The 26,834-nt window shown below is 71.2% G+C and carries 25 protein-coding genes, 1 tRNA gene and 3 pseudogenes; 18 read left to right on the plus strand and 11 right to left on the minus strand.

Annotated elements, in window-relative coordinates; translation table 11 throughout:
• Window positions 1-216 precede the first annotated feature (216 nt).
• The 10 genes from birA (at window position 217) to PSEJ35_RS0109320 (ending at window position 7,861) form a co-directional block, all read left to right on the plus strand.
• A complete protein-coding gene (birA, locus tag PSEJ35_RS0109275; RefSeq protein ID WP_028917535.1) occupies window positions 217-1,188 on the plus strand; it encodes a bifunctional biotin--[acetyl-CoA-carboxylase] ligase/biotin operon repressor BirA in 972 nt (323 codons plus the stop codon).
• Complete coding sequence (locus PSEJ35_RS0109280; RefSeq protein ID WP_028917536.1) at window positions 1,185-1,937, plus strand: type III pantothenate kinase; 753 nt, start codon at window positions 1,185-1,187, stop codon at window positions 1,935-1,937. Before birA ends, PSEJ35_RS0109280 begins: the two co-directional genes overlap by 4 nt.
• Window positions 1,938-1,969: 32 nt before the next feature.
• Window positions 1,970-2,668 (plus strand): SPOR domain-containing protein, encoded by a 699-nt coding sequence (locus PSEJ35_RS0109285; RefSeq protein ID WP_028917537.1) that lies wholly within the window; start codon window positions 1,970-1,972, stop codon window positions 2,666-2,668.
• 71 nt (window positions 2,669-2,739) lie between these two features.
• Window positions 2,740-2,815 (plus strand) — tRNA-Thr (locus PSEJ35_RS0109290).
• 374 nt (window positions 2,816-3,189) lie between these two features.
• The gene (rocF, locus tag PSEJ35_RS0109295) at window positions 3,190-4,113 is read left to right on the plus strand and encodes an arginase (protein ID WP_028917538.1); all 924 of its coding nucleotides are present in this window, start codon (window positions 3,190-3,192) and stop codon (window positions 4,111-4,113) included.
• 103 nt (window positions 4,114-4,216) lie between these two features.
• The gene (locus PSEJ35_RS0109300; protein ID WP_024868724.1) at window positions 4,217-4,369 is read left to right on the plus strand and encodes an entericidin A/B family lipoprotein; all 153 of its coding nucleotides are present in this window, start codon (window positions 4,217-4,219) and stop codon (window positions 4,367-4,369) included.
• Window positions 4,370-4,585: 216 nt separating this feature from the next.
• Window positions 4,586-4,801 (plus strand): CsbD family protein, encoded by a 216-nt coding sequence (locus PSEJ35_RS0109305; RefSeq protein WP_028917539.1) that lies wholly within the window; start codon window positions 4,586-4,588, stop codon window positions 4,799-4,801.
• A 313-nt stretch (window positions 4,802-5,114) separates the two neighbouring features.
• Window positions 5,115-6,479: a tryptophan--tRNA ligase gene (locus PSEJ35_RS0109310; protein WP_028917540.1), complete on the plus strand. Its 1,365-nt coding sequence runs from the start codon at window positions 5,115-5,117 to the stop codon at window positions 6,477-6,479.
• Window positions 6,479-6,790: a hypothetical protein gene (locus PSEJ35_RS0109315; RefSeq protein WP_028917541.1), complete on the plus strand. Its 312-nt coding sequence runs from the start codon at window positions 6,479-6,481 to the stop codon at window positions 6,788-6,790. The genes PSEJ35_RS0109310 and PSEJ35_RS0109315 overlap by 1 nt, the downstream gene beginning before the upstream one ends.
• A 141-nt stretch (window positions 6,791-6,931) precedes the next feature.
• The gene (locus PSEJ35_RS0109320) at window positions 6,932-7,861 is read left to right on the plus strand and encodes an MBL fold metallo-hydrolase (protein ID WP_028917542.1); all 930 of its coding nucleotides are present in this window, start codon (window positions 6,932-6,934) and stop codon (window positions 7,859-7,861) included.
• Between the two features lie 21 nt (window positions 7,862-7,882).
• Here PSEJ35_RS0109320 and PSEJ35_RS0109325 read toward each other — a convergent pair whose 3' ends face one another.
• The 4 genes from PSEJ35_RS0109325 to pdhA all read right to left on the minus strand — a co-directional run bounded on the left by PSEJ35_RS0109325 (window position 7,883) and on the right by pdhA (window position 11,982).
• Complete coding sequence (locus tag PSEJ35_RS0109325) at window positions 7,883-8,266, minus strand: VOC family protein (RefSeq protein WP_028917543.1); 384 nt, start codon at window positions 8,264-8,266, stop codon at window positions 7,883-7,885.
• Window positions 8,267-8,303: 37 nt separating this feature from the next.
• A complete protein-coding gene (locus PSEJ35_RS0109330; RefSeq protein ID WP_028917544.1) occupies window positions 8,304-9,692 on the minus strand; it encodes a dihydrolipoamide acetyltransferase family protein in 1,389 nt (462 codons plus the stop codon).
• Window positions 9,693-9,791: 99 nt separating this feature from the next.
• Window positions 9,792-10,790: an alpha-ketoacid dehydrogenase subunit beta gene (locus PSEJ35_RS0109335; RefSeq protein ID WP_156924787.1), complete on the minus strand. Its 999-nt coding sequence runs from the start codon at window positions 10,788-10,790 to the stop codon at window positions 9,792-9,794.
• A 94-nt stretch (window positions 10,791-10,884) separates the two neighbouring features.
• On the minus strand, window positions 10,885-11,982 hold the full coding sequence (gene pdhA, locus PSEJ35_RS0109340) for a pyruvate dehydrogenase (acetyl-transferring) E1 component subunit alpha (protein WP_028917546.1): 1,098 nt from the start codon (window positions 11,980-11,982) through the stop codon (window positions 10,885-10,887).
• 212 nt (window positions 11,983-12,194) lie between these two features.
• Between pdhA and PSEJ35_RS0109345 the strand changes: the two genes are divergently transcribed.
• The 4 genes and pseudogenes from PSEJ35_RS0109345 (at window position 12,195) to PSEJ35_RS15935 (ending at window position 15,611) form a co-directional block, all read left to right on the plus strand.
• Window positions 12,195-13,058 carry a tryptophan 2,3-dioxygenase family protein gene (locus tag PSEJ35_RS0109345; RefSeq protein WP_028917547.1) on the plus strand — a complete coding sequence of 288 codons (864 nt, stop codon included), beginning with the start codon at window positions 12,195-12,197 and terminating at the stop codon, window positions 13,056-13,058.
• Between the two features lie 169 nt (window positions 13,059-13,227).
• Window positions 13,228-14,508 (plus strand): annotated as a pseudogene (locus PSEJ35_RS0109350) (oligopeptide:H+ symporter); the annotation flags it as partial.
• A pseudogene (locus PSEJ35_RS17845) lies at window positions 14,494-14,967 on the plus strand (MFS transporter); the annotation flags it as partial. The pseudogenes PSEJ35_RS0109350 and PSEJ35_RS17845, both read left to right, overlap by 15 nt.
• A 2-nt stretch (window positions 14,968-14,969) precedes the next feature.
• Complete coding sequence (locus PSEJ35_RS15935; protein WP_037082940.1) at window positions 14,970-15,611, plus strand: thioredoxin family protein; 642 nt, start codon at window positions 14,970-14,972, stop codon at window positions 15,609-15,611.
• Between the two features lie 61 nt (window positions 15,612-15,672).
• On the opposite strand, the gene PSEJ35_RS0109360 is transcribed toward PSEJ35_RS15935, so the two are convergent.
• Window positions 15,673-16,173, minus strand: coding sequence for a MarR family winged helix-turn-helix transcriptional regulator (locus tag PSEJ35_RS0109360; RefSeq protein WP_024868712.1), 501 nt, complete (start codon window positions 16,171-16,173; stop codon window positions 15,673-15,675).
• 94 nt (window positions 16,174-16,267) lie between these two features.
• Here PSEJ35_RS0109360 and hppD point away from each other — a divergent pair, with 94 nt between their 5' ends.
• From hppD to PSEJ35_RS0109380, 4 genes are all read left to right on the plus strand, one after another.
• A complete protein-coding gene (gene hppD / locus PSEJ35_RS0109365) occupies window positions 16,268-17,395 on the plus strand; it encodes a 4-hydroxyphenylpyruvate dioxygenase (protein WP_028917549.1) in 1,128 nt (375 codons plus the stop codon).
• Window positions 17,396-17,649: 254 nt separating this feature from the next.
• A complete protein-coding gene (gene hmgA, locus PSEJ35_RS0109370; RefSeq protein WP_037082942.1) occupies window positions 17,650-18,951 on the plus strand; it encodes a homogentisate 1,2-dioxygenase in 1,302 nt (433 codons plus the stop codon).
• A gap of 122 nt (window positions 18,952-19,073) precedes the next feature.
• Window positions 19,074-19,691, plus strand: coding sequence for a hypothetical protein (locus tag PSEJ35_RS0109375; RefSeq protein ID WP_028917551.1), 618 nt, complete (start codon window positions 19,074-19,076; stop codon window positions 19,689-19,691).
• A 79-nt stretch (window positions 19,692-19,770) separates the two neighbouring features.
• Window positions 19,771-20,721 carry a sodium:calcium antiporter gene (locus PSEJ35_RS0109380; protein WP_028917552.1) on the plus strand — a complete coding sequence of 317 codons (951 nt, stop codon included), beginning with the start codon at window positions 19,771-19,773 and terminating at the stop codon, window positions 20,719-20,721.
• A gap of 17 nt (window positions 20,722-20,738) precedes the next feature.
• On the opposite strand, the gene PSEJ35_RS0109385 is transcribed toward PSEJ35_RS0109380, so the two are convergent.
• The 6 genes and pseudogenes from PSEJ35_RS0109385 to PSEJ35_RS0109410 form a co-directional block, all read right to left on the minus strand.
• Window positions 20,739-21,092 carry a Na+/H+ antiporter subunit G gene (locus PSEJ35_RS0109385; protein WP_028917553.1) on the minus strand — a complete coding sequence of 118 codons (354 nt, stop codon included), beginning with the start codon at window positions 21,090-21,092 and terminating at the stop codon, window positions 20,739-20,741.
• Window positions 21,089-21,331, minus strand: a complete 243-nt coding sequence (locus tag PSEJ35_RS0109390; protein ID WP_232207628.1) for a K+/H+ antiporter subunit F — start codon at window positions 21,329-21,331, stop codon at window positions 21,089-21,091. The genes PSEJ35_RS0109385 and PSEJ35_RS0109390 overlap by 4 nt, the downstream gene beginning before the upstream one ends.
• A gap of 38 nt (window positions 21,332-21,369) precedes the next feature.
• Window positions 21,370-21,870 (minus strand): Na+/H+ antiporter subunit E, encoded by a 501-nt coding sequence (locus PSEJ35_RS0109395; RefSeq protein ID WP_037082948.1) that lies wholly within the window; start codon window positions 21,868-21,870, stop codon window positions 21,370-21,372.
• Window positions 21,870-23,426: a monovalent cation/H+ antiporter subunit D gene (locus PSEJ35_RS0109400; RefSeq protein WP_028917556.1), complete on the minus strand. Its 1,557-nt coding sequence runs from the start codon at window positions 23,424-23,426 to the stop codon at window positions 21,870-21,872. Before PSEJ35_RS0109400 ends, PSEJ35_RS0109395 begins: the two co-directional genes overlap by 1 nt.
• Before the next feature lie 140 nt (window positions 23,427-23,566).
• Window positions 23,567-23,890 (minus strand): annotated as a pseudogene (locus PSEJ35_RS0109405) (Na+/H+ antiporter subunit C); the annotation flags it as partial.
• A 22-nt stretch (window positions 23,891-23,912) separates the two neighbouring features.
• Window positions 23,913-26,747, minus strand: a complete 2,835-nt coding sequence (locus PSEJ35_RS0109410; RefSeq protein ID WP_028917558.1) for a monovalent cation/H+ antiporter subunit A — start codon at window positions 26,745-26,747, stop codon at window positions 23,913-23,915.
• Window positions 26,748-26,834: the final 87 nt, after the last annotated feature.

Here is a 26,834-nt window from a genome sequence, read left to right on the forward strand (position 1 = left end):
GTTCTTCGGGGCCAGTTCGTCGTCGGAAGCCGCCGCCCAGCACAGCGCCGGGACGGCGAGCAGCAGAAGCGGTAGCAGGCGGCGCATCGGAGGATCCGTCGACCGGGGGCGGGATTGCCTGACTATACCGCGCCGGCGGCGTCCCGGCATGTGTCCGCGCCGGCCTCCCGGGCGATAATCGGCGGCCTTGGGCGGACCGGCCCGACGGGGGTGGACTTGGACGATCGCGAACTGCTGGTCCGGCTGGGCGCCGGCGGGGTCTCCGGCGACGCGCTGGCGCGCGAGGCCGGCATCACCCGTGCCGCCGTCTGGAAGCGGATCCAGGCCCTGCGCGCGGCCGGCGTGGAGGTGGAGGCGCGGCCCGGACAGGGCTACGCCCTGGTCCGCGCCCCGGACCTGCTCGATGCCGACGCCCTGCGCGCGGCCCTGCCGCCCTCCGTGGCGGCCGGCCTGGCCTCGCTGGAGGTGGCCTGGAGCGTCGGTTCGACCAATACAGAACTCCTGCATGGGCCGGCGCCGGCCGCCGGCGCACGAGTGCTGCTGGCCGAGCGCCAGACCGCCGGCCGCGGCCGCCTGGGCCGCGCCTGGACCTCGCCGCTGGGCGCCCAGGTGTGCCTGTCGGTGCGCCGCGGCTTCGAGGGCGGCCTGGCCCGGTTGGGTGGTCTGGGCCTGGTGGCCGGCGTGGCGGCGGTCGAGGCGCTGCACGACCTCGGCTTCGCCGCGGCCGGGCTGAAGTGGCCGAACGACGTGGTGGTCGCCGACCGCAAGCTGGCCGGCCTGCTGGTAGAAGGTGGCGGCGAGCATGGCGGGCCGGTCCACGCGGTGATCGGGCTGGGGCTCAACGTGCGCCTGCCGGCGTCGGCGGGCGCGGCCATCGACCAGCCGTGGACCGACCTGGCGCAGGTGGCCGGTGCGGGCAGCGTCCCCACCCGCAATGCGATTGCCGCCGCGGTGCTGGCCCGGCTGCTGCCGGCGCTGGACGAGTTCGACCGCGAAGGCCTGGCGCCGTTCCTGCGCCGCTATGCACCGCTGGACGCGCTGGCCGGGCGCCCCGTGCGGGTGCTGGGCGGACGCGAGACGATCGAGGGCGAAGCGCTGGGGCTGGCCGCCGACGGCGCCCTGCGCGTGCGGACCGATGCCGGCGAACGCCTGTTCCACGCGGGCGAAGTGAGCGTGAGGCCACGATGAGCGACTGGCTGTTCGACCTGGGCAATTCCCGCTTCAAGGCGGCGCCGTGGCGCGGAGGCGCGAACGTGGGCGAGGTCCTGGCCTGGCCGCATGGCGCCGACGCCCTGGCCGCCGGCGATACCAGCCATGGCGCGCTGCCGCAGGGGCGCCGCGCCTGGGTGGCCAGCGTCGCCGCGCCGGCGCTGACCACGCAGATGCTCGCGCTGCTGCGGCAGCGCTTCGAGCACGTACACGTCGCACGCACCAGCGCCGAATGCGCCGGTGTGCGCATCGCCTACGCCGAACCGGCGCGGATGGGCGTGGACCGCTTCCTCGCGCTGCTCGGCGCGCATCGCGGCGGCCAGGGCGGGGACGTGCTGGTCGTCGGCGTCGGCACCGCGCTGACCATTGACCTGCTTGACGCCCAAGGCCGCCACCATGGCGGCCGCATCGCCGCCTCGCCGACGCTGATGCGCCAGGCGTTGCACCAGCGCGCCGCGCAGCTGCCCGAAGCCGGTGGCCGCTACGTGGAATTCGCCGACGACACCTGGGACGCGCTCGCCTCCGGCTGCGATGGCGCCGCGATCGCGCTGGTGGAGCGCTCGCTGGCCCAGGCGGCGCAGCAACTCGGTCGCGCGCCGGCGCTGCTGCTGCATGGCGGCGGCGCGCCGACGCTGCTGCCGCTGCTGCCGCAGGCACGGCTGCGCGAGGCGCTGGTGCTGGAAGGCCTGGCGGTATGGGCGCGCACGGCCGGCAGCGGGCTGCCGTGAGCGCGGCCGCCCCTCGGCTAGAATCGCCGCCCATGTTCGTCCGTGCCCTGATCGTCGTGCTGGTCGCGCTCAACCTCGGCGTTGCGGCGTGGTGGCTTTCGCGTCCGGAAGCGGTGGAACCACCGCCGCCGGTGTCCACCCGCGGTGGCGTCGAACTGCAGCTGCTGCCGGCCCCTACGGAGCCACCGGGCGGCGCGCCTGCGCTGCCCGCGGCGAAGGCTGCGCCGGTGCCGGAACCGCCTGCGGCCCCGGCCGCTCCTGCCGCTGCGGCGCCGCTGGCCTGCCTGCGCCTGGGGCCGTTCCCCGATCGCGCCGCCGCCGACGTGGCGCGTGCCGGGCTCGGCGCGCTGCTGCGCGATCCGGTGCTGGACGAGGAGGCCGGGACGGCCACCGGCTACCGCGTGCTGCTGCCGCCGGCGCCGGACCGCGCACAGGCGCAGGCCACTGCGCGGCGCATCGCTGCGGCCGGCTTCGAGGATTTCATCGTGCTCACCAGGGGCGATGAGGCCAACGCCATCGCCCTCGGCGCCTACCGCAACCGCGATACCGCCGAGCGTCGCGTCGCCAGCCTGCGTGCGGCCGGCTTCCCCGCCGAGCTGCGCGCGCAGGGCGGCGGCGCTTCGCGCTGGTGGCTGCAAGGCGCGACCAGCGACCCGGCGCAGGTGCGCGCCACCTTCCCCGCGGCGCGCGACGTGGACTGTGCGGCCGTGCCGGGTGCCGGGCTACGCTAGAATCCGGTATCGGGCCCGACGGCGTAGACTGCTGGTGGCGTCGGGACCGGCTTCGGCAAGAACGCGACATTGCCGCTTTAGCTCAGCTGGTAGAGCACCTGATTTGTAATCAGTAGGTCGTCCGTTCGAATCGGACAAGCGGCACCACCTTCCTGCTGCGTGATGCACGGCCGCTACGGGCGCGGTCGCGCACTGCGGTCACGCGCATCTGGACGGGGAGATCGATCTCCCCTGGCGCCGTGCATCCTTCGCAGGGTCCCCCGGCCCGGCGCCCCGCCGGTGGCTTCGTCCCTGCCGGGCATATGTCCCTGGCCTGTGCATGCCCGCTGCCGGGGTAGCCGCAGCGTCGCGCGCGCGAAGCGGCCGGGACAATCAGCCGATGCCGCCGCGTTGCCCAGGAAAACTCCCATCGCGGCAGCGGGCAGGACGTCCGGCACGGCTTCCATGCGGCGCTGCGGCGGGTCCGCCGCGCGCCCGCTGGCTAGACTGGCCGGATCACAGGAATCATCGACGGAGCAAGCATGGCCCGAAGCTATCCACCGGTTTCCCTGATCGGCGTGCCGACCGACGTCGGCGCCGGCCACCGAGGCGCCTCGCTCGGTCCGGAAGCGCTGCGCATCGCCGGCCTGGGCGAGGCGCTGGCGGCGCGTGGCGTGGATGTGCGCGATTGCGGCAACCTGGCCGGTCCGGCCAACCCGTGGCAGCCGCCGGTCGACGGTTACCGCCACCTCGAGCAGGTGGTGGCGTGGAACGGCGCGCTGATGGAAGCGAGCCTGCGCGAGCTGCGTGCCGGGCGCATGCCGGTGATGCTGGGTGGCGACCACTGCCTGGCGATCGGCTCGATCACCGCGGTCGCGCGCCACTGCCGCGAGACCGGCCGCAAGCTGCGCGTGCTGTGGCTTGACGCGCACGCGGACTTCAACACCAGCGAGGTCACGCCCTCGGGCAACGTCCACGGCATGCCGGTGGCCTGCCTGTGCGGGCTGGGACCGGATGCGCTCACGCGCCTGGGCGGCGACGCGCCGGCGCTGCGGCCGGAGCAGGTGCGGCAGATCGGCATCCGTTCGGTGGATCCGGAGGAGAAACGCCTGGTCAAGCAGCACCGGCTGGACATCTACGACATGCGCTACATCGACGAGATCGGGATGAAGGCGGTGATGCAGCAGGCGCTGGAAGGCGTGGACGAGGACACGCACCTGCACGTGAGCTTCGACGTGGACTTCCTCGATCCCGGCATCGCCCCGGGCGTGGGCACCACGGTGCCAGGCGGGGTGAACTACCGCGAAGCGCAGCTGGTGATGGAGATGATCGCCGACACCGGGCGGATGGGCTCGCTGGATATCGTCGAGCTCAACCCGGTGCTGGACAACCACAACATGACCGCCGAACTGGCGGTGGACCTGGTGGAAAGCCTGTTCGGCAAGTCCACGCTGATGCGCGACTGAACGCCGCCGTCAGCGGGTTCACGCCGGTTCCACGGAGGGCAAGGGAGATTTGCGCCACACCGCATGCGTGCGGACGCAACGTCACCCCGAGGAGCCAAACATCATGAAGCGCATCATCGCTCTGGTCCTGATCAGCCTGTTCTCCACTTCCATGCTCACCGCCTGCAACACCATGGCCGGTGCCGGCCAGGACATCCAGAAGGCCGGCGAAAAGGTCGAGGACAAGGCGCAGGACTGCAAGGACGGCAAGTGCTGAGGCATGCCTGCCAATGCTTCCCCGGGGGCCGGTTCTACCGGCCCCTTTTTCTGGCCTCCGCGAAGGCGCGGGGCGCGTGCACGTGGCGTGAGGCGTTCAGCCGCCTAACCGCACGTTGACGCGCGTTGGACCCGTGGCCAACGCGGCGCCACGGAAGATGGTCCCACGCGGCCATCGGAGGTCGCCGTCACCTAGAACGAAGCAGAGGAGCAGCGCATGAATCGCGACATCATCGCCGGCAACTGGAAGCAGCTGAAGGGCCAGATCAAGGCCAAGTGGGGCGATCTCACCGATGACGACTTCGACGTCGTCGAAGGCAACACCCAGTACCTGGCGGGCAAGCTGCAGGAGCGCTACGGCTGGGAGAAGGATCGCGCCGAGCAGGAAATCCGCGACTTCGCGCGCACGCTGGACGACAGCTACCGGCACTGACCGGGCACGACCGGGGTCGACGGCGGCGCCGGTCGTACAGTCTGCCCCGCGCTGTAAGCAGGTGTTCCTCACGGCGGCAGGCGCGGGCGGGGCGGCGGACCCAGGTCCGCCGCTTTTATGTGCGACGTCCCAGTTGCCCCTCGGCAGATCCGGCGGCACGTCCTGGGCGTGGCGCCCGGCGGGAGTGCCGGCTGGCGGGACTGCAACCGGGGTGGCCGTCGCCCGAGGCCCCTCGATGTGCCCAAGCGAGGACCCCGCCTGTGCCCGCGTGCCGGCGCGCTAGAATTGGCAGGTCTTTCACGCCGTAGCTGCCATGACCGTCCGCGTCCTCACCGGCATCACCACCACCGGTACCCCGCACCTGGGCAATTACGCCGGCGCCATCCGCCCGGCCATTGCCGCCAGCCGCGCCGCCGGGGTGGAGAGCTTCTTCTTCCTCGCCGACTACCACGCCCTGATCAAGGCCGACGACCCGGCCCGCGTGGCCCGCTCGCGCCTGGAGATCGCGGCGACCTGGCTGGCCTGCGGTCTGGATCCGCAGAAGGTCACCTTCTACCGGCAGTCGGACATCCCGGAAATCCCGCAGCTGACCTGGCTGCTGACCTGCGTCACCGCCAAGGGCCTGCTCAACCGCGCCCACGCCTACAAGGCCGCGGTGGACAAGAACGCCGAGGCCGGCGAGGACCCGGATTTCGGCGTCACCGCCGGCCTGTACATGTACCCGGTGCTGATGGCCGCCGACATCCTCGCCTTCGGCGCGCACAAGGTGCCGGTGGGCCGCGACCAGATCCAGCACATCGAGATGGCGCGCGACATCGGCCAGCGCTTCAACCACATCTACGGCGAATCCTGGCGCGCGGCCACCGGCGCCAGCGGCGACCCGCTGGTGCTGCCGGAAGTGCAGATCGACGAGAACGTGGCGACGCTGCCGGGCCTGGACGGCCGCAAGATGTCCAAGAGCTACGACAACACCATACCGCTGTTCGCGCCGCCGGCGGAACTGAAGAAGCTGGTGATGTCGATCGTCACCGACTCGCGCGCGCCGGGCGAGCCGAAGGACACCGAGGGTTCTACCCTGTTCCAGCTGTACCAGGCCTTCGCCACGCCGGCGCAGACCGAGGAGATGCGCCACGCCTTCGCCGACGGCATCGGCTGGGGCGATGCCAAGCAGCGCCTGTTCAACCTGGTCGACGACACCGTCGCGCCGATGCGCGAGCAGTACGCGCAGCTGATGGCGCGCCCGGCGCAGCTCGAGGAGATCCTGCTGGAAGGCGCGCGCAAGGCCCGCGACATCACCGTGCCGCTGCTGGACGGCCTGCAGCGTGCGGTAGGCCTGGGCGCGTTCTCCGCGCCGGTGGTCGCCAAGGGCAAGGCCAGGGCTTCGGCCGGCGCGCGCCTGCCACAGATCAAGCAGTACCGCGAGGCCGACGGCCGCTTCCACTTCAAGCTGGTCGACGGCGAAGGCCGCCTGCTGCTGCAGGGCGACGGCTTCGAATCGCCGCGCGAGGCAGGACAGGTGATCGCGCGCCTGCGCCGCGAAGGCCTCGACGCGCTGCACGAGCTGGAACAGCGTGCGGTCGGCCTGCTCGGCGAGCGCATCGGCACGCTGGGCGAAGGCCTGGCCGGCGTCGACGAAGTGCGGGAAGCATTGCGCCAGCTGGTGGAGGCCGAAAGCTGATGGCCTGGTTGTCGCTGCTGCTGTTCCTGCCCTGGTTCGCGCTGCTGGGCGCGCTGTACTGGTTCTACCCGCGCACGCCGCGCCCGGCCGCGCGCCGCGCCTACGACGGCGTGGTGCTCGTGGTCGCGCTGCTGCTGAGCATCGCCGGCATGCACTGGGGCTACGACACCGGCGCGGCCGACGCGCGCAGCGGCCCGATCTGGCGCCAGGTGCTGGCCGTGCTCTACGCCTACGGCGCGTTCCTGGCCGTGCTGGCGCTGGCGATCCCGCTGCGCATGCGGTTGATGGCCGGCTGGCGCGCACGCGGCTGACCTGTTCCCCGCGTAGCCGTCGTGCCGTGTATCGACGGTGAACATCTGCGACATCCCGCCTACGACCAAAGCCGGGTCGCAGGCGCGCTGGGCCTTCCCTAGGATGGCTGCTGCAGGGGGAGGACAACACGGAAGCGGTCCATGCCAGAACACGGCATCTACACCATCGATACCGACTATGTCCGTCCCGGCTTCGACGCGGCGTACCTGGTCACCGAGAACGGCCGCGGCGCCTTCATCGACTGCGGCACCAACCACAGCGTCCCGCACCTGCTGCGCGCGCTCGACGCCGCGGGCCTGGCCCCGGCCGACGTCGACTGGCTGGTCCTGACCCACGCCCACCTCGACCACGCTGGCGGCGCCGGCCTGCTGATGCGGCAGCTGCCCAATGCGCGCCTGGTCGCGCATCCGCGCGCGGCCCCGCACATGATCGATCCGGCGAAGCTGGTCGCCGGCGCCACCGCGGTCTACGGAGAAGCGGCGTTCGCCCGCCATTACGGCGAACTGGTGCCGGTGCCGGCCGGGCGCGTGGTCATGGCCGACGATGGCCACGTCGTCGACCTGGCCGGCCGGCCGCTGCTGTGCATCGACACCCCCGGCCACGCCCGCCACCACCTGTGCGTGTGGGACGCGCGCAGCCGCAGCTGGTTCACCGGCGACACCTTCGGCCTGTCCTACCGCGAGCTGGACAGCGGGCGCGGCGCCTTCATCATCCCCACGTCCTCGCCGGTGCAGTTCGAACCGGAGGCGATGCAGGCCTCGATCAAGCGGATGATGGCGCGCGCGCCGCTGGCGATGTACCTGACCCATTACGGGCGGGTGGAGGACGTGGCGCGCCTGGCCGCGGAGATGCACGAGCAGGTCGATGCCATGGTCTCGCTGGCGCAGGCCTGCGACGGCGGCGCCGACCGCCACCGCGCGCTGGTCGCGGCGCTGTCGGAGTACTACCTCGAGCGCGCCCAGGCGCACGGCTGCGCGCTGGACGACACGGCGGTGCTGCGCGTGCTGGAAATGGACATCGAGCTCAACGCGCAGGGCCTGGAGATCTGGCTGGACCGCAGCCGCCGCTGAGCGGCTGCGATCCGGCGCCGGTCATTCCCAGCGGTTGAGGTGCGGGCCGAACGGCTTGCGCTGCTGGCGTACCACGCAGAAGCGGTGCCCGCTCGGCGCCTCCATCACCCACCAGCGCTTGACGAAGGCGACCTTGCGCGCGCCGAGCTTCTCCAGGCGATCGGCCTCGGCGTCGACGTCGTCGGCCTCGATGTCCAGGTGCACGCGCGACTCGTGGTCGACCTTCTGCAGCAGGATGACCGGTTCGTCGGCGTCGGTGCGCAGCTCGGCGTAGCGGCCATCGCCGTCCTGGTCGGCATCGGTGATGGGCTTGCCCAGCGCCGCACTCCAGAATTCCAGCGAGGCCTGCAGGTCGTCGACCTTGCAGTCCAGGACCAGGGTGCTGAGGCGGCTGTGGTGAGGCATCGTCGGGCTCCGCTGCTTCTCTTTCCGGCGGTGTCGCTCAGTTGGGGAGCGACATGTCGTCGAGGAGCGCCTTGAGGAAGCGGGCGGCTTCGCCGCCGGTGGCGGCGCGGTGGTCGAAGGTCAGCGAGATCGGCAGGCGGCGGTGCACCTCGATGCCGCCCATCACCGCGACCACGTCGTGGCTGAGCCTGCCGGCGCCGACGATGGCCACGCACGGCGGCACCACCACCGGGGTGGCGTAGCGGCCGGCGAACATGCCGAAGTTGGACAGCGAGATGGTGTAGCCGGACAGCTCGCTGGCGGCGATGCTGCGGTCCTCGACCTGGGCGCGCAGGCGGTTGATGCCTTCGCGGATGCCGCGCGCGTCGAGCATGTCGGCATTGCGCAGCGCCGGCACGAACAGGCCGTCGTCGGTGTCGACCGCGATACCCACGTCCACGTGCGGATGGCGGGTCACCGCCAGCGCCTCGCCGTCGAACCAGGCGTTGAGCGCCGGCACCGCCTTGCATGCGGCGACGATCGCGCGGACCAGGCGCGCGGTGATGTCCTGCTTGCCGATCCAGGCGTGCAGGTCGGCGTCGTCGACCAGGGTGGTCGGCACGACCTTGCTGTGCGAGTTGGCCATCACCCGCGCCATGTTGCGGCGCACGCCCTTGAGCTGTTCCGGCTGGCCGCTGGCCGGCGCGGCGGCGCTGCCCGGCGGGCGGGTGCGCATCGGGCGGCCCGAGGCGGAAACCGGGGTGCGCTGCTGGGGAGCAGACGCGGGGGCCGGCGCCGCGGCCTGCGCCACCCGGGCCTCGCCGCCGGCGCCGCTCCCGGTGGCAGAGGCGAGGAGGCGCGACGGATCGGCCGCGGCCTGCTTCACGTCGGCCAGGGTCACGGTGCCTTCGGCGCCGGTGGGCTGCACCCGCGCCAGGTCCACACCCAGCTTCTTCGCCAGCGCGCGCACGGCCGGCATCGCCTTCACGCCGCCGACCGCGACCGCCTGCTCGGCGTGCACCGCGTCGGAGGTCTGCATCGCGCCGACCACGGTGCCGGCGTCGCCGCCGCGCGCCTCGGACGGAGCGGGCGAGGTCCCCACCTCGCCGCCGTCATCGCTGGCGGTGGCCTTGGCCGGCGCGGCAGGCGCGCCGCCGTGGTGGTGGCCGGTGTCCTGGCCTTCGGCGCGCTGCGGCAGCGAGGGATCGGGTTCGAACACGGCCAGCATCGCGCCGGTGACGACCACGTCGCCCGGGCCGCCGGCCAGCTTCAGCACCTTGCCGGACACCGGCGAGGGCACCTCGACCACGGCCTTGGCGGTCTCCATCGAGACCAGCGGCTCGTCCAGGCGGATGGTGTCGCCTTCCTTGACGAACCACTCGACGATGGTGGCGTCCGGCAGGCCTTCGCCCAGGTCGGGCAGGTGGAAGGTCTTGGTCTGGCTCATGCGGAGTACTCTGGCAGGTCTGGGCGGGCGCGGCGAAGGCGCCGCGCCGGCAGGTCGGGTTCAAAGGTACCGCGGCCGGGGCCGCGGCACCGGGAGGGATCAGCCGTGCGCGACCGCGCGGCGCGCGGCGGCGACGATCCGGTCCACGCCCGGCAGGTACTTCATTTCCAGCCGGAACAGCGGGATGTGCGTGTCGTAGCCGGTGACGCGCTCGACCGGCGCGACCAGGTCGTACATCGACTGCTCGGCCAGGCGCGCGGCGATCTCGGCGCCGAAGCCGGCGGTGCGCGGGGCTTCCTGCACGATCACGCAGCGGCCGGTGCGCGAGACCGATTCGGCGATGGTGTCGAAGTCCAGCGGACGCAGCGTGGCCACGTCGATCACCTCGGCGCTGATGCCTTCCTTCGCCAGGGCGTCGGCGGCCTCCAGCGCTTCCTTCACCTGCGCGCCCCAGGCGACCAGGGTCACGTCGGTGCCGTCGCGCAGCACGAAGCACACGTCCAGCGGCAGCGCCTCGCCGTCGTTGGCGACCACTTCCTTGTACTGGCGGTAGATCCGCTTCGGCTCCATGTAGATGACCGGGTCCGGCTCGCGGATCGCGGCCAGCAGCAGGCCGTAGGCGCGCTGCGGCGAGGACGGCATGACCACGCGCAGGCCCGGGACGTTGGTGAAGATCGCCTCGTTGGCCTCGCTGTGGTGCTCCGGCGCGCGGATGCCGCCGCCCCACGGCACGCGCAGCACCATCGGGCAGTGCAGGCGGCCGCGGGTGCGGTTGCGCAGGCGCGCGGCGTGGCAGACCAGGTGATCGACCATCGGGTAGACGAAGCCGTCGAACTGGGCTTCGGCCACCGGCTTCATGCCCTGCGCGGCCAGGCCGACCGACAGGCCGGCGATGGTGGTCTCGTCCAGCGGCGTGTCGAGCACGCGCTGCGGGCCGAACTTCTGCTGCAGGCCGGCGGTGGCGCGGAACACGCCGCCGTTGACGCCCACGTCCTCGCCCAGCACCAGCACCGACGGGTCGTGTTCCAGTTCCCAGGCCAGCGCCTGGGTGATGGCCTCGATCAGGGTGATCGGCGCGGCGGTGGGCGTGGCGGTCATCGGCTGGGCTCCACGGTCGTGGGCGCGCGAGGCGTCGTGGCCGAGGCCATTGTCGACCGGCCCGGCCTGGGTGTCGCGGTGGTGGCTGCGGATGTCATCCATGGCGCTGCTCCAGGGCACGCTGTTCAAGGGCCATCGCGGCAGCCCGCTGGGCCAGCAGCTCCGGCGGCGGATCCGCGTACAGGTAATCGAACATGGCTTCCACCGGTTGCACCGGGGTGGCCAGGTAGGCGTCCACCTCGATGGCGATCAGGCGGTCGCATTCCTCCTTCCAGGCCGCTTCCTCGGCCTCGCTCCACGCGCCGTGCGCGGTGAGCCAGGTACGCAGGCGGGCGATCGGCTCCTCCTGCCAGGCGGCCTTGACCTCGGCGTCGTCGCGGTAGCGGCGCGCGTCGTCGGCGGTGGTGTGGTCGGACAGGCGGTAGGTCATGAACTCGATGACGGTGCCACCGCCGCCGTTGCGGGCGCGTTCGACGGCCTGGCGCATGCCTTCCAGCACCGCGACCAGGTCGTTGCCGTCCACCTGCAGGCAGTGCAGGCCGCCGGCGATGCCCTTCTGCGCCAGGGTCTGCGCGCCGGTCTGCGCCGAGCGCGGCACCGAGATGGCCCAGCCGTTGTTGACCACGCCCAGCACCAGCGGCAGCCGGTAGGCGCCGGCGGAGTTGAGCGCGGCGTAGAAGTCGGTCTTGGAGGTGCCGCCGTCGCCGCAGGTGGCCACGGCCACGTTGGGCTGGCCGCGCAGCTTGAACGACAGCGCCGCGCCGGCCGCGTGCAGGCATTGGGTGGAGATCGGCACGCAGAACGGGAAGTCGTGGCGCGCGCCGCCTTCCTGGAAGTCGTTGCCGCGCTCGTCGCCGCCCCAGTAGAGCAGGACCTCGCGCGGGCGCACGCCACGCATGAACAGGGTGCCGTATTCGCGGTAGCTGGGGGCGTAGACGTCGTCCTCGGCCATCGCGGCGCCGATGCCGACGTGGGTGGCCTCGTGGCCCAGGCAGGAGGCGTAGGTGCCGAGCTTGCCGGTGCGCTGAAGCGCCACGGCCTTGGTGTCGAAATGGCGCACGTACAGCATCTGCTTGAACAGCGGCAGCAGCACCGCCGGATCGCGCAGGGCAGGGGGGAATTCCCGGACCGGCGTGCCATCCGGTCCGAGGTAGCGGAGGTACTGGATTTCGAAACTTGCGGCGAGGGTCATCGCGTGCGTCACCGGGGGCGCGAACTGCATACGGGAAAGTTGCACATGGTACGGACTCGAGGCTGAAAACCCGCCCTGCGCTGCAACAACCCTTGTGTTCCGCGGACTTGCGCGGCGCCGCGACGCCGCCGTCCAGGCATGACAACGGTGGGCAGGCGGGCCGCGAGAGCGGCTGGGTTACCCTCTGCGGCCCCACTATGCGACTCCTGCCGATGAGCCTGGACAAGAACCAGCGTCCCCTCGAACCGGGCATCCACACCGACCTGGAAGGGCGGATGACCTACGCCGGCTACCTGCAGCTGGACCGCCTGCTGTCCGCACAGAAGCCGCTGTCGGACCCGCCGCACCACGACGAGATGCTGTTCATCATCCAGCACCAGGTCTCGGAGCTGTGGCTGAAGCTGCTGATGCACGAGCTGCAGGCCGCCAGGGTGTTCATGCGCGCCGACCAGGTCTGGCAGTGCCGCAAGGTCATGGCCCGCGGCAAGCAGGTGCTGCGCCAGCTGGTCGAGCAGTGGTCGGTGCTGGAGACGATGACGCCCTCCGAGTACATGGGCTTCCGCGACCTGCTGGGCCCGTCCTCGGGCTTCCAGTCGCTGCAGTACCGCGCCATCGAGTTCCTGCTGGGCAACAAGAACCCGGACATGGTCAAGGTGTTCGCCCACGACCCCGCCGGGCAGGCGGCGCTGCGCGCCGAGCTGGAGGCGCCGAGCCTGTACGAGGAGTTCCTGCGCTACCTGGCCCGCTTCGGCCACGCGATCCCGGCGCAGTACCTGGACCGGAGCCGGGACTGGACCGTGGCCCACGTCTCCGATCCGGCGCTGCTGCCGGTGTTCGAGCGGATCTACGAGGACACCGACCGCTACTGGCGCGAGTACTCGCTGTGCGAGGACCTGGTGGACCTGGAGACCCAGTTCCAGCTGTGGCGCTTCCGCCACATGCGCACGGTGATGCGGATCATCGGCTTCAAGCGCGGCACCGGCGGTTCCAGCGGCGTGGGGTTCCTGCGCGATGCGCTGGAACTGACGTTTTTCCCCGAGCTTTTCGCGGTGCGGACCAGCATCGGGCCGGGCTGAACGCGGCCTCCACGGCCGCGGGGCGCGGGCAAACGGCTGAAATGCAAGGGGAAGCCGCCTCGTCGCCGCGCCGCCGGCGGCGTTTCCGCATTGACGCACGGCGCCGCGTCGGGGATGCTCGCCCGACCCCGCGGGTCGCCCCGCCAGTATCGAAGCCACAAGGAATTCCATGAGCGCCGACGTCGTCGAGCCCAAGGTCGCGGCACCGCCGCGCAACCCGTCCATCCCCGAGTTCGCCCAGGTCATGGGCCATCCGCGCCCGCTGTGGATGCTGTTCATGACCGAGTTCTGGGAACGCTTCGCCTTCTACGGCATGCGCTGGGCGCTGGTGCTGTACATCGTCGCCCAGTTCTACAACGGCGACGCCAAGGGCGAGGCCCCGGCCAGCGAGCTGTACGGCGCCTACCTGGCGCTGGTGTACGCGGCGGCGATCTTCGGCGGCTACGTGGCCGACAAGCTGATCGGCTACCAGCGGTCGATCCTGGTCGGCGCCTCCTTCATGGCGGCCGGCCTGTTCATGATCATGGCCCCCAGCGAGACCATGCTGAAGCTGGGCCTGGCCACGATCATCGTCGGCAACGGCCTGTTCAAGCCGATCATCTCCACCATGGTCGGCAAGCTCTACGCCACCGAGGACCAGCGCCGCGACTCGGGCTTCACCATCTTCTACATGGGCATCAACCTCGGTGCCTTCATCGCCCCGATCCTGACCGGCTGGCTGGCCGAGCGCATGTTCGGCGGCACCCCGGAGCTGCCGGCCTACAAGGTGGTGTTCATCGCCTCGGGCATCGGCATGCTGTTCAGCCTGCTGTGGTTCTGGTTCGGCCGCAGCCAGCTCAAGGGCATCGGCGCGGCCCCGGCCGAGGCCACCGGCCTGGGCCGCGTGGCCATGGTCATCGTCGGCGCGCTGGTCGCCATCCCGGTGTACTACTGGCTGCTGACCATCGGCGCCGGCGTGCTCAACTGGATCCTGATCGCGCTGTTCGTCGCCCCGGCGATCATGCTGCTGGTCGAGGGCATCCGCGAGGGCAAGGTGCAGCGCGACATGGTGATCGCGATGCTGATCATCTTCGGCTTCAACGTGCTGTTCTGGATGTTCTTCGAGCAGGCCGGCAGCTCGTTCAACTTCCTCGCCCAGAACATCGTCAACCGCGACTTCGGCGGCTGGATCTTCCCGGTCGGCTGGTTCCAGTCGGTGAACTCGATCGCCATCATCACCCTGGCGCCGATCATCGCCTGGCTGTGGGTGAAGTTGGCTGGGATTTCGCTGGCCGAGCGCACCTCGCGGCTGCTCGCACTCGCCGCGGCGGTGGCCGGGTTCGTTATCCTGACCTTCGCCGGCCTGCGCGTGGCTGGGGCCATGGCCGCGTCTGGGGCTCCGCTCTGGATGTGGGCACTGGTTTCTGTAGTCGGGCTCGGCCTGCTTGCGCTTGTCGTCTACTCCGTAGTGCTTGATTTGCGTACAACAGGCAAGTCCGCCAACCCGTCGATCCCGCGCAAGTTCGGCCTGGGCCTGATCTTCAACGGCCTGGCCTTCCTGCTGCTGATGTTCGCCCTGTCCAGCCTGGTCGACCCGGCCACGCTGAAGATCCCGTTCTGGACCCTGTTCATGGTCTACGTCATCCAGTCGGTGGGCGAGCTGTGCCTGTCGCCGATCGGCCTGTCGATGACCACCAAGCTGGCCCCGGCCAAGCTGACCGGCCTGGCCATGGGCGGCTGGTTCCTGTCGATCGCCATCGGCAACAACCTGTCGGGCATCTTCGCCTCCAGCGTCAGCGGCGAGGGCGGCATGACCACCGAGTCGGCGCTGGCCGGCTACACCTTCGGCTTCTGGGCGCTGCTGGGCGCCGGCGTGCTGCTGTTCCTGATCGCGCCGCTGATCCAGAAGCTGATGCACGGGGTGAAGTGAGGATGGCGGCGGGCGTCCGCACGATGCTCCCGGCGGCCCTGGTCGTGGCCTTGCTGGCCGCCTGCAGCGGCCAAGAGCCGCCGCCGCCGTCGGGTCCGCCGCTGCCGGTGGACACCACGCCGCAGAAGCCGCCGGTGGCCGACACGAGCGAGCGGGTCGCCTCCGGCAACACGCGCGCGGCGGCCGACATCGCCGCCATCGCCGCGCTCGGCGCGGCCTTCGACCCGAACCGCAGCGCCGCCAACGACCTGGAGACCGCCAAGGTCGAGGCCAAGCGCGGCAACCGCCGCATCGTGCTGGAGCTGGGCGATGCCAGCTGCGGCGAATGCGCGGCGCTGGACGAGGCGATCGAGGGCGAGGCGCCGCTGCGCCACCTGCGCGATGCCGGCTTCATCTGGGTCAAGGTCGACCGCAGCGCGGCGGCAAACGCCGATTTCCTCGCCCGTTACCCGGGCAGCGCCGAAGCGCCGGCACCGCACCTGCTGGTGCTGGATGCCGACGCGCAGGTGCTGCACGAACAGTCCAGCGGCGAGGGCGAGCTGCTGCGCAAGGGCAAGCCGGACCGGCGCAGGATCCGCGCCTTCCTCGAGGAATGGACGCCACCGGAACAGCCCGCGACGCCGGAGCCCGCATCCGGTGGATGAAGGAACGGCGCCCTTGGGGGGCGCCGTTTCCTTTTGCGGTCCGCGTTTCCCGTGCGGCGGATCAGGTGCCGTCGCGCAGCGCCGCCAGGCCGGGGCCGGACAGCTTCTGCAGCAGGCGGTCGAGGGTGGCGCGTTCCTCGGCGTCGAGGGTGGCGATCAGCCGCTGCTCGCAGGCCAGCGCCAGCGGCGCGACCTCGTCGTAGACGGTGTAGCCCACGTCGGAAAGCGCGAGCACGGAGCGGCGGCGGTCGTCGCTGTGGATCTCGCGCTTGATCAGCCCGCGTTCGAGCAGGCGCGCGACCGCACGGCTGACCGCGACCTTGTCCATCGCGGTGCGCTCGGCGACCTCGTTGGCCGACAGGTCGGGGAAGCGGCCGAGCACGGCCATCACCCGCCATTCGGTGATCGCCAGGCCGAAACGCTTCTGGTAGAGGTCGGCGATGGTCTGGCTGACCCGGTTGGAGAGCACGCTCAACCGGTATGGCAGGAAGTTCTCCAGCGCCAGTTCCGCGTGGCCGGAGGCGCCCGCAGGCGCGGTGTCAGGAGCATTGGAAGCAGACATTGCGGCAGGGCACCTTGCTTATGGTTGCAGACGTAACTATAAAGAGCGTTTCGACAGAACCCCGCTTCCCCGGCGGGGTGTTCAGGAAGCCATCATGACCGCGCAATCGCAAGTCCTCCACACCTCCGCCGCCGGCCCGGGCGCGGATGCCCCCGCCGAGCTGTTCGAGAACCCGATGGGCATCGACGGCTTCGAGTTCGTCGAGTTCGCCGCGCCGCAGGGGCAGGGCCAGCTGCTGCACGACTACTTCCGCAAGCTGGGCTTCGTCCAGGTCGCGCGCCACAAGACCCGCCCGATCAGCACCTACCGCCAGGGCGACTGCACCTTCCTGGTCAACGAGGATCCGGATTCGTTCGCCGCGCGCTTCGCCGCCGAGCACGGCCCCAGCGCCTGCGGCTTCGCCATCCGGGTGAAGAAGCTGGCCGACTGGGTGCGCACCCAGACCTTGAAGAACGGCGCCGAGCCGTTCGCGCCGGAGGACGAGCTGACCAAGGCCGTCGCCGCGCCGGTGATCAAGGGCATCGGCGGCTGCATGCTGTACCTGGTCGACCGCTACGACGACAAGGGCACCATCCACGACCCGGACTACGAATACGTGCCCGGCGTGGAGCTGATGCCGAAGGGCTTCGGCCTGACCTTCATCGACCACCTGACCCACAACCTGTACCAGGGCAACATGGCCAAGTGGGCGGACTACTACGAGCGGCTGTTCAACTTCCGCGAGATCCGCTACTTCGATATCAAGGGCGCCAAGACCGGCCTGCTGTCCAAGGCGATGACCGCGCCGGACGGCATGGTGCGCATCCCGCTCAACGAGTCCTCCGACCCGAAGTCGCAGATCAACGAGTACCTGGACGCGTACCACGGCGAAGGCATCCAGCACGTGGCCTGCTTCACCGACGACATCTACGAGACGGTCGAGCAGATGCGCGAGGCCGGCGTCGAGTTCCTCGACACCCCGGACACCTACTTCGAGGTGATCGACCAGCGCATCCCCGAGCACGGCGAGGACCTGGAGCGCCTGCGCAGGAACCGCATCCTGATCGATGCCGACCCGGAGACGAAGAAGCGCAAGCTGCTGCAGATCTTCACCCAGAACGCGATCGGCCCGATCTTCTTCGAGATCATCCAGCGCAAGGGCAACCAGGGCTTTGGCGAAGGCAACTTCCAGGCGTTGTTCGAGAGCATCGAGCGCGACCAGATGCGCCGCGGGGTGCTCTGACAGAACGATGGGCAGATCCCCTCTCCCTCCGGGGGAGGGGTAAGGGAGAGGGGAGGGATCATGGCGACCTCCCCCCGCTCCCCACGATTCTCCTTCGGAACGCCCGCCAGCCGGAGCGGGCGGACGGAGGCCGGACGAAGGTTGTGGAGATATCTGCGCGGTTCCCGACGCGATCTGGAATGCAGTCGGGGACCCTGCCCTCCCCCCCGCCCCTCTCCCGGCGGGAGAGGGGAGACAGACAAAGGCGGACGACGATGAACGCTGTGAATGGACTGACCTACATGACCGGTTTCGGCAACGAGTTCGCCACCGAGGCGGTGGCGGGGACGCTGCCGGTCGGGCAGAACTCGCCGCAGCGGGTGGCGCACGGGCTGTATGCCGAGCAGCTGTCCGGCAGCGCGTTCACCGCGCCGCGCGGGCAGAACCGGCGCAGTTGGCTGTACCGGATCCGCCCGGCGGTGATGCACGGCCGCTTCTCGCCGTTCGCGCAGCCGGCCTTCCACAACGACTTCGGCCACGGCCCGGTGCCGCCGGACCAGCTGCGCTGGGATCCGCTGCCACTGCCGTCGAAGCCGGCCGACTTCGTCGAGGGCCTGTACACCATGGCCGGCAACGGTTCGCCGGCGGTGCAGGCCGGCGTGGGCATCCACCTGTACGCCGCCGACCGCGACATGGCGGGGCGCTATTTCTACGACGCCGACGGCGAGCTGATGCTGGTGCCGCAGCTGGGCCGGCTGCGCGTCGCCACCGAGATGGGCGTGCTGGAGATCGAGCCGCAGCAGATCGCGGTGGTGCCGCGCGGCGTGCGCTTCCGCGTGGAGCTGCCGGACGGCCCCTCGCGCGGTTACGTGCTGGAGAACTTCGGCGCGCCGCTGCGCCTGCCCGACCTGGGCCCGATCGGTGCCAACGGCCTGGCCAACCCGCGCGACTTCGAGACGCCGGTGGCCGCTTACGAGGACCTGGAAGGCGGGTTCGAACTGGTCGCCAAGTTCCAGGGCCACCTGTGGCGCGCCGACATCGGCCACAGCCCGCTGGACGTGGTCGGCTGGCACGGCAACTACGCGCCGTACCGCTACGACCTGCGCCGCTTCAACACCATCGGCTCGATCAGCTACGACCACCCGGATCCGTCGATCTTCACCGTGCTCACCGGTCCCAGCGACACCCCGGGCACGGCGAACGTGGACTTCGCGATCTTCCCGCCGCGCTGGCTGGTGGCGCAGCACACCTTCCGCCCGCCGTGGTTCCACCGCAACGTGGCCAGCGAGTTCATGGGTCTGGTGCACGGCGCCTACGACGCCAAGGCCGAGGGCTTCCTCCCCGGCGGCTGCTCCCTGCACAACTGCATGAGCGGGCATGGCCCGGATGCGGCGACCTTCGAGAAGGCGTCTGCGGCAGACCTGTCCAGGCCGGACGTGATCACCGACACCATGGCTTTCATGTTCGAGACCCGCGGCGTGATCCGGCCGGCCGCGCAGGCGCTCGAAGCCGGGCACCGCCAGCGCGACTACCAGGAATGCTGGCGCGGGCTGCAGAAGCACTTCCGCACGCCCTGAGCGCCCTGGCGCGGACGCGGGTGATTGCCCCGCCGCGGCCTTCGCCCGGCTTTGACGCGGTTTTCGTCAGCCTTTCACCTGACCAAACCGCGCCCGGGGAAACGATGGCCCTTTGGAAATCCTTGGCCGGCCTGCTCGCGCTGGTCCTGCTGCTCGGCGGGTGCTCGCGCCCCCCGACGGCTGGCGAGCCGGCGGCACCCGACCTGGCGGTCGATCCCGACGGCGGGGACGAGCCGGCCGAAGACGTTCCGCCGGCCACCGCGCCGCATGCCGCCGGCGCGCTGGCGGCGACCGCGTCCGACCTGGCCGCCGGCCTGCCGGCACCGCTGGGCGCCGACGCGCAGGCGCTCCGCGACGGCTGGGGCCGGCCGCTGGAAGGCGGTCCGGACGCCGCCGACGCGGCGGCCTGCCACTACCTGTTCACCGATCCGGGCCGCGCCGAAGGCTTCGGCCAGGCCTTCATGTTCGAGGGCGGGCGCTTCGTGCGCATGGACGTGGACGACGCCGCGCTGGCCGCGCCCGGCGGCGGTCGCGTCGGCATGGATGCGGCGGCGGTGGCCGCGCTGTATCCGGGCCGGGTCGAGGGACAGCCGCACAAGTACGTGGAAGGCGCGCGCATCCTGCGGGTGACCGGCGACGGCGAGGCGGTGCTGGTATTCGCCACCGACGCGGCGGGCGTGGTCCGCTCCTGGCGCATCGGCCTGCCGCCGCAGGTCGACTACGTGGAAGGCTGCGGCTGAAGGGCGCAGGATCGACCGTGCCCTGCGCCCCGGGCTAGGATCGCGGGGGACCCGGGAGCCGGTCCAGGGAGAAGCGGCAATGGCGGAAGCACTGGGACTGTTCGCGCTGGGCCTGCTCGGCCTGGCGCTGGGTGGCGATTCGGCGGTCAAGGGCCTGTCCGGGCTGGCCCAGCATTTCGGCGTGCGCGCGTTCGTCGCCGGCCTGTTGCTGGTGGCCTTCGGCACCTCGGTCCCGGAACTGGCGGTGAACCTGCGCGCGGTCCACGAGCAGCAGCCGCACCTGGCCCTGGGCAATGCCGTGGGCAGCAACATCGTCAACCTCGGCCTGACCCTGGGCCTGGCCGCACTGGCCGCGCCACTGCTGCTGCGCGCGCGGATGCTCGGGCCGCTGCTGTTGCTGCTGGCGGCCGCCTCGCTGGCGGTGATGCTGTTCGGCCTGGACGGCTACCTCGACCGCTGGGAAGGCACCGTGCTGCTGCTGGGCTTCCTCGCCAGCACCGGCTTCCTGCTGCGCAGCGGCCACCGCGAGCCGGAGCCGGTGCAGGCTGGGATCGCCGGACACGCCGCCACCCGCACTGGCCTGGGGCTGAACCTGCTGCGCCTGCTCATCGCCCTGGTGCTGCTGTACTTCGGCGCGCGCGCGGTGGTGTCCGGCGCCCTGCGCCTGGGCGAGGGCTGGGGCATGAGCCCGCTGATGGTCGGCCTGCTGCCGGTGGCGATCGGCACCGCGCTGCCGGAGGTCGCCGCGGCGGTGGCCGCGGCGCGGCGCGGTCACGGCGACATGGTCGCCGGCTTCGCGATCGGCTCCAGCCTGTTCAACACCCTGGCCATCGTCGGCGGCATGGCCGCCGTGCACCCGCTGGCGCTGCCGGCCTCGTTCGTGAAGTTCGAGCTGCCGGCGGTACTGGTGCTGGCCCTGCTGGTCTACCCGCTGCTGCGCGGCGACCACCGCATCAGCCGCCAGGAGGGCACGGTGCTGCTGCTGGTCTTCGCCGCCTGGATGGCGCTGGAGCTGCTGCTGTTCCTCTGAACCCGGGCGCAGCGCGCTCAGCTGGCCTCGCGGCTGGTGTCGTCGGCCGCGTCGGTACCCGGCTGCGGCGGGCGCTCGGCCATGTGCAGCGACAGCGCGGCCTTGGCCATCAGGTGCGCGCTGATCGGCGCGGTGATGAACAGGAACGCGGTGATCAGCAGCTCTCGAGGCTGCGGATCGGTGCCGGCCAGCGCGTGGTAGCCCAGCGAGGCCGCCAGCACGCAGCCCACGCCCAGGGTGCTGGCCTTGGTCGGCGCGTGCAGGCGCTTGAAGAATTCCGACAGCTTCACCAGGCCGAGCGAGCCGACCACGATGAAGAAGCAGCCGGCGGCCAGCAGCAGCACCAGGGCGATGGCGAACACCCAGCTCATTCGACGATGTCCCGGCGCAGCACGTACTTGCTCAGCACCACCGTGCCGACGAAGCCGAGCATGGCGATGACCAGCGCCGCCTCGAAGTACACCGGCGTGCCCAGCCACATGCCGAACAGCATCAGCTGGGCGATCGCGGCCACGAACAGGGTGTCCAGGGCGAGGATGCGGTCCGGCAGGGTCGGGCCGCGCAGCATCCGGTACAGCGCCATCAGCATGGACAGCCCGACCAGGTGCATCGAGACGACGATGGCGTAGCCGACCAGCGCCTGCGGGGTCACGGGAAGATCTCCATCAGCGGCTTCTCGTAGCGGGTCTTGATCTGGGCGACGACCTCGTCGGCGTCGGCCAGGTTGAGCACGTGCACCAGCAGGTAGCGGCGGTCGTCCGACAGCGCCGACGATACGGTGCCCGGGGTCAGGGTGATGATGCTGGTCAGCACGGCGATGCCGTGGATGTTGCGGATGTCCAGCGGCACCCAGATGAAGCCGGGGTGGATCTCGCGCTCCGGTCCGAGCACCTGCAGGGCCACGGTGATGTTGGAGCGGACGATGTCCAGCAGCAGGATACCGACCATCCGCGGCACCTGGCGCAGGCTGCCGATGCGGGCGAACTCGCGGTCCAGGCGCGCGGCGAACGGCGGGATCAGGATCGCCAGCACCAGGCCCATCACCGCGTCGCCGGCGCTGACTGCGTCGTTGAGCAGCAGCCAGAAGCAGAACACCAGCACGCTCAACGGCGGCGAGGGCAGCCAGCGCTTGCGCCAGGACCTGGCCATCAGTGCCCCCTCACCGGCAGGGCCGCGCGCACCTGCTGCACGTAGTCGCCGGGCGACTGCAGCTGCGCGGCGGTGGCGCGGGTGTACTCGAGCAGCGGCGCGGCGGCCAGCACCATGGCCACCCCATAGCCCAGCAGCAGCACGGTGGCGGCCGTCTCCAGCGGCCGGTTCGGCACCACCTTCATCTGCTCCAGCGGCGTGTACGCGGCCAGTTTCTCCGGCGAGGCGTCCGGCCATGGTTCCACCCGCCAGAACAGGCGGGTGCCGGCGCGAACCAGGCCGACCAGCATCATGAAGCTGCTACCCAGCACCAGCGCCCACACCCAGCCGGTGCTGGCGGCCGGCACCGCCTCCAGCAGCAGCAGCTTGCCGAGGAAGCCGGACAGCGGCGGCAGGCCGGCCAGCGACACGGCGGCGAGCAGGTACAGCACGCCCGGCACGGAGCGGTCCGGCAGCGCCGCCAACACGTCCTTGCGGTCGCCGGCGTGGCCGCGGCGGCGGCGGATCAGGTCGGCCAGCAGGAACAGCGCCGCGCCGGCGAAGGTGCTGTGCACCAGGTAGTACAGGCCGGCGGAGACGGTGCCGGCGCTGGCCAGGGCGAAGGCGAGGAACAGCGTCGCCGCCGAGCCCAGCACCAGGTAGGCGGTCATCGCCCGCAGCTTGCGCGAGGCCAGCACGCCCAGCGAGGACAGGACCAGGGTGGTGGCGCCCAGCGCCAGCAGCGCCGGCCAGGCGAAGCCTTCCACCGTGCCGGTGCCGAAGCTGAGCGTGCACACCCGCAGCACCGCGTACAGGCCGACCTTGGTCATGATCGCGAACAGCCCGGCCACCGCCGCCGGCGCGTGGGTATAGGTCTGCGGCAGCCAGAAGTACATCGGGAACAGCGCCGCCTTGGCGCAGAACACCACCACCAGCAGGCCCGCCGCCGCCTGCACCAGGGCGACGTCCTCCACGGGCAGCTCGGCCACGCGGGCCGCCAGTTCGGCCATGTTGAGCGTGCCCAGCAGGCCGTAGACCAGGCCCAGGCCGATCAGGAACAGCGCCGAGGCGGCGATGTTGAAGGCCACGTAGTGCAGGCCGGCGCGCAGGCGCTCGCCGCGGCCGCCGCTGAGCATCAGCCCGTACGAGGCGATCAGCAGCACCTCGAAGAACACGAACAGGTTGAAGATGTCGCCGGTCAGGAAGGCGCCGCTCAGGCCCATCATCTGGAACTGGAAGAAGGCGTGGAAATGCGGCGCGCGCCGGTCCCAGCCGGCGCAGGCGTGCAGCAGGCAGGCCACGCCCAGCAGCTGCGCGGCCAGCAGCATCAGCGCCGAGAGGCGGTCGACCATCAGCGCGATGCCCAGCCGGGCCGGCCAGTCGCCGACCAGGTACACCGCGATCTCGCCGGCGGCGGCGCGTTCGGCCAGCAGGATCGAGACCACCAGCATCGCCGCCATCGAGGTCCAGGCGACCACGCGCTGCGGCGCCATGCCGAAGCGGCGATGTTCGAAGAACAGCGCCAGCGCGGCGGCGACCAGCGGCACCAGGATCGGCAGCAACGGAAGGTGGCTCATCCGCGCGCCTCCGGCTCGCGCGCGGGCGCCGCTTCGCCGGCGGATGCCGCCCGGGCCGCGTCGGCCGCCAGCGTGGCCAGGCGCGCCTCCTCGTGGCGGCGCTGCTCGGCCAGCTGGAACTCGCGTTCGGCGATGCTGCCGTCGACGTGGTCGCTGTGGTTGTCGGCGCGGCTGCGGATGGCGATGACGATACTCACCGCGGTCATCGCGAAGGAGATCACGATCGCGGTCAGCACCAGCGCCTGCGGCAGCGGATCGGTGTAGTGGGCCAGGTCGGTGGCCACGCCGTCGCGCAGCACCGGCGGCTTGCCCACCACCAGGCGGCCGCTGGAGAAGATCAGCAGGTTGGTCGCGTACGAGAGCAGGGTCAGGCCCAGGATCAGGTCGAAGCTGCGCGCGCGCAGCAGCAGGTACACGCCCGCCGCGGTGAGCAGCCCGATCGCGCTCGCCATCGCCAGTTCCATCAGCGCTCCGTCTCCATGTGCATCACGGCCGCTCCCCCGTGAGGGTCGAGCGTTCGCCCGGTTCGATCACGCCCAGCCGCGCGACCCGGGTGCGCGAGGGCTTGATCGTGCCCAGCATCGACAGGATCAGCATCGCCCCGCCGAACACCACCAGGTACACGCCGGTGTCGAAGCCCATCGCGCTGGCCAGCTCCAGTTCGCCCAGCAGCGGCAGGTCCAGCTCGGCATGGCCGCTGGTCAGGAACTCCAGCCCGAACAGGAACGAGGCCGCGCCGCTGGCCGCCGCCACCACCAGGCCGACGGCGATGCACTTGATGTAGTCGAAGCCGAAGCGCGACTCGACCGAGGCCGCGCCCTGGATCACGTACTGGATCAGCAGCGGCACGGCCAGCACCAGGCCGGCGATGAAACCGCCACCCGGGGCGTTGTGTCCGCGCAGGAACAGGAACACCGACACGGTGAGGGTCAGCGGGAACATGATCTGGGCCAGGTCGGCCGGCACCGGCAGCTTCACCGGTGGCCCGGCCATCACCTTCTCCGGCGCCATCCGCGCGCGCCGCAGCAGCGCGTGCACGATCAGCGCGGCGACGCCGAACACGGTGATCTCTCCGAAGGTATCGAAGCCGCGGAAGTCGACCAGGATCACGTTGACCACGTTGCGGCCGTAGGCCTCCGGCAGCGAGCGCGCCAGCATCTCCAGGCTGGCCGGCTCGCCCGGCACGCGGGTCATCACCGCGTAGGAGAGCAGGCCCAGGCCGAGGCCGGCGGCCGCCGCCACGGCGATGTCGCGCAGGCGCCGGCGCGGCGTTCGCTCCGGCGGCGAACGCGGCGGCAGGTAGTGCAGGCCCAGCAGGAGCAGGGCCAGGCTGACCATTTCCACCAGCAGCTGGGTCAGGGCCAGGTCCGGTGCCGACAGGAACACGAAGGTCAGGCTCACCATCAGCCCGGCGCCGCCGAGCACGACCAGGGCCAGCAGGCGCTGGCGGTAGAACTTGATCGTCCACGCGGTGCAGGCCAGCAGCACCAGCCACAGCAGCCAGCCCAGCAGCGGCATCGGCTGCGGCGCGTGCCATTGCAGCGGCGGCGATACGCCGGACAGGAACGGCGCGGCGCCGGCGAACAGCGCCGCGGCGACCAGCCAGACCAGGCTGCGCTGCAGGCTGCCGTTGGCCAGCTGCGAAGTGAAGCGCCCGGCCACCGCGTACAGCGCTTCCATGTTCCAGCGGAACACCTGCCGGCCCAGCGAGCTGCGCATGATCGCGTGCAGGTCCAGCAGCCGGCGCAGGCCGAAGTACAGGGCCACGCCGCCGACGATGCCGGCCAGGCTCATCAGCAGCGGCCGGTTGAGGCCGTGCCAGACCGCCAGGCTGTAGTGCGGCATCGCTTCGCCGAGGATCGCGCCGGCGCCGGCCTGCAGCACCGGGGCGATGGTCCACGCCGGCGCCACGCCGACGGCCACGCACAGCAGCACCAGCACCTCGACCGGGATCTTCATCCAGCGCGGCGGCTCGTGCGGCATCCGGTCCAGCCCGCGCGGGCCATCGCCGAAGAAGGTCTCGAAGATGAAGCGCAGGCTGTAGGCCACGCCGAAGATGCCGTACAGCAGCGCCGCCACCGCCACCCAGTTGCCCATCGCCCGGTAGCGGTCCACGTCCAGCGCCTCGGCGAAGAACATCTCCTTGGACAGGAAGCCATTGAGCAGCGGGATGCCGGCCATCGACAGCGAGGCGATGATCGCCAGCGCGCTGGTCCAGGGCATGTACCTTCGCAGGTTGCCCAGCCGGCGCATGTCGCGGGTACCGGTCTCGTGGTCGATGATGCCGGCGGCCATGAACAGCGAGGCCTTGAAGGTGGCGTGGTTGAGGATGTGGAACACGCCGGCGACCACCGCCATCGGCGTGGACAGGCCGAACAGCACGGTGATCAGGCCCAGGTGCGAGATCGTCGAGTAGGCCAGCAGGCCCTTGAGATCGTGCTGGAAGATCGCGTACCAGGCGCCGGCCAGCAGGGTCACCGTGCCCACCCCGGTGACGACGTAGAAGAACAGGTCGGTCCCGGCCAGCGCCGGGTGCAGGCGGGCCAGCAGGAACACGCCGGCCTTCACCATCGTCGCCGAATGCAGGTAGGCCGACACCGGGGTCGGCGCGGCCATCGCGTGCGGCAGCCAGAAGTGCACCGGGAACTGCGCGCTCTTGGTGAAGACGCCGGCCAGCACCAGGCCCAGCGCCCACGGATAGAGCGTGCTTTCGCGGATCAGGTCGCCGGAGGCCAGCACCACGTCCAGGTCGTAGCTGCCGACGATGCGGCCGATCAGCAGCACGCCGCCAAGCAGGGCCAGGCCGCCGCCGCCGGTGATCGCCAGGGCCATGCGCGCGCCCTCGCGCGCATCCTGGCGCTTGTACCAGTAGCCGATCAGCAGGAACGAGCTGATGCTGGTCAGTTCCCAGAACACCAGCAGCAGGAGCAGGTTGCCGGCCAGGACCACGCCCAGCATCGAGCCCATGAAGAACAGCAGGCAGCCGAAGAAGCGCGGCGCGCTGTCCTCCTTCGACAGGTAGTAGTGGGCGTACATCACCACCAGCACGCCGATCGCCAGCACCAGGCCGGCGAACATCCAGGCCAGGCCGTCCAGGCGCAGGCTGAAGTCCAGGCCGATCTGCGGGATCCAGGCGTGTCCGGCGCGCGGGATCCAGCCCTGCAGCACCGCCGGGGTCAGCCAGGCCAGCACGAGCAGGCCCAGCACCGGTGCCGCCGCGGCTACCCATGCCACCTGCCCACGCGAGCGGCCGCGCAGGAACACCATCGACACGGCCGCGACGAACGGCAGGGCGAGCATGGTTTCCAGGAAGGGGATCATCCGGGGCTGGAAGCGTGGTCGAGCAGGCCCCCGAGTGTAACAGCGGTTGCAAGTACGCCGCGGCACGCGGCCACGGCCCGCGACGCG

The organism is Pseudoxanthomonas sp. J35 (assembly GCF_000513995.1).
Classification (GTDB): Bacteria; Pseudomonadota; Gammaproteobacteria; order Xanthomonadales; family Xanthomonadaceae; genus Pseudoxanthomonas.

Coding starts and splice junctions, on each gene's coding strand:
- PSEJ35_RS0109280 (WP_028917536.1), top strand. CDS start 1,185: ATGAGCGACTGGCTGTTCGACCTGGGCAATTCCCGCTTCAAGGCGGCG.
- PSEJ35_RS0109285 (WP_028917537.1), top strand. CDS start 1,970: ATGTTCGTCCGTGCCCTGATCGTCGTGCTGGTCGCGCTCAACCTCGGC.
- rocF (WP_028917538.1), top strand. CDS start 3,190: ATGGCCCGAAGCTATCCACCGGTTTCCCTGATCGGCGTGCCGACCGAC.
- PSEJ35_RS0109300 (WP_024868724.1), top strand. CDS start 4,217: ATGAAGCGCATCATCGCTCTGGTCCTGATCAGCCTGTTCTCCACTTCC.
- PSEJ35_RS0109305 (WP_028917539.1), top strand. CDS start 4,586: ATGAATCGCGACATCATCGCCGGCAACTGGAAGCAGCTGAAGGGCCAG.
- PSEJ35_RS0109310 (WP_028917540.1), top strand. CDS start 5,115: ATGACCGTCCGCGTCCTCACCGGCATCACCACCACCGGTACCCCGCAC.
- PSEJ35_RS0109315 (WP_028917541.1), top strand. CDS start 6,479: ATGGCCTGGTTGTCGCTGCTGCTGTTCCTGCCCTGGTTCGCGCTGCTG.
- PSEJ35_RS0109320 (WP_028917542.1), top strand. CDS start 6,932: ATGCCAGAACACGGCATCTACACCATCGATACCGACTATGTCCGTCCC.
- PSEJ35_RS0109325 (WP_028917543.1), bottom strand. CDS start 8,266: ATGCCTCACCACAGCCGCCTCAGCACCCTGGTCCTGGACTGCAAGGTC.
- PSEJ35_RS0109330 (WP_028917544.1), bottom strand. CDS start 9,692: ATGAGCCAGACCAAGACCTTCCACCTGCCCGACCTGGGCGAAGGCCTG.
- PSEJ35_RS0109335 (WP_156924787.1), bottom strand. CDS start 10,790: ATGACCGCCACGCCCACCGCCGCGCCGATCACCCTGATCGAGGCCATC.
- pdhA (WP_028917546.1), bottom strand. CDS start 11,982: ATGACCCTCGCCGCAAGTTTCGAAATCCAGTACCTCCGCTACCTCGGA.
- PSEJ35_RS0109345 (WP_028917547.1), top strand. CDS start 12,195: ATGAGCCTGGACAAGAACCAGCGTCCCCTCGAACCGGGCATCCACACC.
- PSEJ35_RS15935 (WP_037082940.1), top strand. CDS start 14,970: ATGGCGGCGGGCGTCCGCACGATGCTCCCGGCGGCCCTGGTCGTGGCC.
- PSEJ35_RS0109360 (WP_024868712.1), bottom strand. CDS start 16,173: ATGTCTGCTTCCAATGCTCCTGACACCGCGCCTGCGGGCGCCTCCGGC.
- hppD (WP_028917549.1), top strand. CDS start 16,268: ATGACCGCGCAATCGCAAGTCCTCCACACCTCCGCCGCCGGCCCGGGC.
- hmgA (WP_037082942.1), top strand. CDS start 17,650: ATGAACGCTGTGAATGGACTGACCTACATGACCGGTTTCGGCAACGAG.
- PSEJ35_RS0109380 (WP_028917552.1), top strand. CDS start 19,771: ATGGCGGAAGCACTGGGACTGTTCGCGCTGGGCCTGCTCGGCCTGGCG.
- PSEJ35_RS0109385 (WP_028917553.1), bottom strand. CDS start 21,092: ATGAGCTGGGTGTTCGCCATCGCCCTGGTGCTGCTGCTGGCCGCCGGC.
- PSEJ35_RS0109390 (WP_232207628.1), bottom strand. CDS start 21,331: ATGCACCTGGTCGGGCTGTCCATGCTGATGGCGCTGTACCGGATGCTG.
- PSEJ35_RS0109395 (WP_037082948.1), bottom strand. CDS start 21,870: ATGGCCAGGTCCTGGCGCAAGCGCTGGCTGCCCTCGCCGCCGTTGAGC.
- PSEJ35_RS0109400 (WP_028917556.1), bottom strand. CDS start 23,426: ATGAGCCACCTTCCGTTGCTGCCGATCCTGGTGCCGCTGGTCGCCGCC.
- PSEJ35_RS0109410 (WP_028917558.1), bottom strand. CDS start 26,747: ATGATCCCCTTCCTGGAAACCATGCTCGCCCTGCCGTTCGTCGCGGCC.